Origin of the sequence: Actinoplanes sp. NPDC049668 (assembly GCF_044465445.1) — a bacterium.
Classification (GTDB): Bacteria; Actinomycetota; Actinomycetes; order Mycobacteriales; family Micromonosporaceae; genus Actinoplanes.
In genome coordinates this window covers 187,842-190,468 of record NZ_JBITLR010000002.1, presented here as the reverse complement: position 1 = coordinate 190,468, position 2,627 = coordinate 187,842, and the positions used below count along the sequence as shown (strand labels likewise).

General features: G+C 70.4%; 1 protein-coding gene. It reads left to right on the top strand.

Features of this window, described 5'->3' with window-relative positions:
• Positions 1–1,769 precede the first annotated feature (1,769 nt).
• A complete protein-coding gene (locus ACIBSW_RS07945) occupies positions 1,770–1,970 on the top strand; it encodes a hypothetical protein (protein WP_404799272.1) in 201 nt (66 codons plus the stop codon).
• Positions 1,971–2,627 lie beyond the last annotated feature (657 nt).

The window sequence follows — 2,627 nt, the reverse complement described above, 5'->3', positions numbered from 1 at the left end:
ACGGGCGCTCGCGCGGCGCAGGCGCAGGCGTGGGCGCTGGTCACCGGCGCTGGCGTGGGCACCGGTTACCCGGCACTGGCACTGCGCGGGCACTGGCACTGGCACTGCGCGGGCACCGGCACTGCGCGGGCACCGGCACTGCGCGGGCACCGGCACTGCGCGGGCACCGGCACTCGCCCGGCGCCGGCACCGGCACCGGCGCGGGTGAGGGCACGTGCACCCGTCTCCCGCCCTTGCGCCGTCACCGGCAAGGTCACCGGTCACTGTTACGGGCACTCGCGCCGGCGCCGGCGTGTGAGGACGAGGACACAGGCATCCGTCACCCGTCACCGGTCACCGTCACCGTTCACCGTCACCGCACCAACTCCGGCGCGGGCGCCGTCCACCGTCACGGGCACTCGCACCGCACCGGGACCGGCGCGGGTGAGGGCACTGCACTCGTCTCTTGCCCTTGCGCCGTCACCAGCACCAGGTCACCGGTCACCGTTAGGGCTCGCCCGCCGGCGCCGGCGGGCGACGACGAGGCACAGGATCCGTCACCGTCACCGTCACCGCACCAGCTTCGGCGCGGGCGAGCGCACCCGTCGCCGTCGCGGGCACCCGTTGTTGGCGCCCCGTCACCGGCGTTGGTACCTGGGATCGGCGTCGGTCGCCGTCACCCAGGACCCGGCATCTGCCCGAGCCGGCCAACTCCGCGCGCGTGGCCACCGAGGTCTGCGACTCCTTGGCGAGCAGGCTGATCGGCTTGGCGCCGGCACGAGCCAACGCCACGGCACGCTGCCGGAACTCCGTGAGATGAGGCGCGGGCTGAGACGGCGTCCTCCTCCGAGCCGATGACCCGGCACCCTCGACGCCCGGCAACCGGCGGAAGTCCGACCCGGTGTGGCGGAAATTCGTCGGCGATGGCCGGGCACGCGGTCGCGCTGTTGGCGGGGCACGCGCCGGATCTATTGGTGGCACTAACCGCCACCCTGTCGGCGCAACAAACCTGGTGGTCGGTCCACGTCCGAGCGTGGCTTGGTTGGTGGTCTTGCGCGGCGGGTGGGTTGAGGTGGTTTTGGCTTGGTCGGTGCTCTTGCGCGGCGGGTGGGTTGAGGTGGTCTTGGCTTGGTCGGTGACCTGTGTGGCCGGTGGGTCCGGGTGGTTCTGGCTCTGCCGGCGATCCCGTCCGGTGAGCGGGGCTTGGTCGGGTCCGGGTTGGCGGTGGACTCGTGCCGCTGGCTGGCCTCGGCCGGTGAGTGCGTCTGGTCAGCTTCTGCCTGGCCGGTGGGCGCGTTCCGCGGTTGCGCCTTGGTCAGGTTCGCCTGGTCTGCGATCTTGGCCGGCCGGTGCGTCTGGGCTGGTTTCGTCTGGCAGGAGGTCTTGTCCGACAGGCGCGTCTGGACGGGTTTTGCCTGGTAGGCGGTCCTGTTGATTCGGTGTGCCTCGGCTGAATCGGTCTCGCCCGAGTGCACAGCCTGGTTGCTGTCCCGCAGATCGTGATGGCAGGACGGATCTTGGCGGGTTGAGGCGGTGCGGTCCGGTGCTGATCGTCGGGTCGGTTCGGGGTGGACGTGTCCGGCTGGGCGCGTGGGCTGCGGGCGTTCTGGGCGGCGCGGTTCGTCCGGGCGTGAGGGCTGTGGGTGCGATGGGTGGCGCGGCTCATCGGGGCGTGAGGGCTGTGGGCGTGCTGGGCGGGGCTGGTCCGGGCGGGCCGTGGTGTGCTCGCTGTCGCTGCTGCGTAGCTGGCGCAGGCGCCGGGCGTGGCGTTGTGTCAGGCCCCATGCGCGGTGTCGCTCGTGGTTGCGGCGGAACTCGTCGCGCTCGGGGGAGTAGTTGCGGGATGCGGTGCGGTCACGCATGGCGGCCAGTTGGCTGCCGGTGAAGAATTGAAGCTGCTTGAAGCATTGATGCTGCCGCATGGACTTATTATCCCGGGCCGGCCGACATTTGTCCTTTCCGATCTGCGTTGGATCATGCCAACTTATTGAAGGAAGGCGCCGCGTGATGCATTGCTGAGTGATTAGACGAACATCGCAGTGAAGCGATTGAATTAAGTAGCCGCGAGATGACATGTGCTGCAACGGCCCGCGATCAGTGAGCAATCCAAACTGTCTCGGGCCGGAGGTCTCGGCGCCGGGTGCCCGCCGCCGAGAGCTACCGCCCGGCCACGTTGAGAAGGATCCCGTAGGGACCGGTGCAGCGCGTGATGCTGGCCGGACCGCAGAGGTGTCGGTGGCAAACCGCCGGACAAGTCGGCACGAGTCTGTCCCAGGGCCTGCGAAAGCGCGGCGATGTCCGACTTAGGCGTCTGAAGCAGAAGCGTCACTTGTGGTTGGCAGGACGACGGGCATGGCCGGGTTCAGAAGGTCTCCACCGTGGCCGCAGCCGGACCCGCACCGGGCGGAAGTGGTGGCTGCCCTCGGTGCCGTCGCGCCGCCGCCACCGCCGGCCCTGTCACCGTGACCGCTGCCACCGGTTCAGCCGGCACTGCTGGCGTGGTCGGCAGTGTCACTGCGCCCGCACCATCACCGCCACCGCGTGCGCTGCTACCGCGTGCGCTGCTACCGCGTGCGCTGCTACCGCGTGCGCTGCTACCGCGTGCGCTGCTACCGCGTGCGCTGCTACCGCGTGCGCTGCTACCGCGG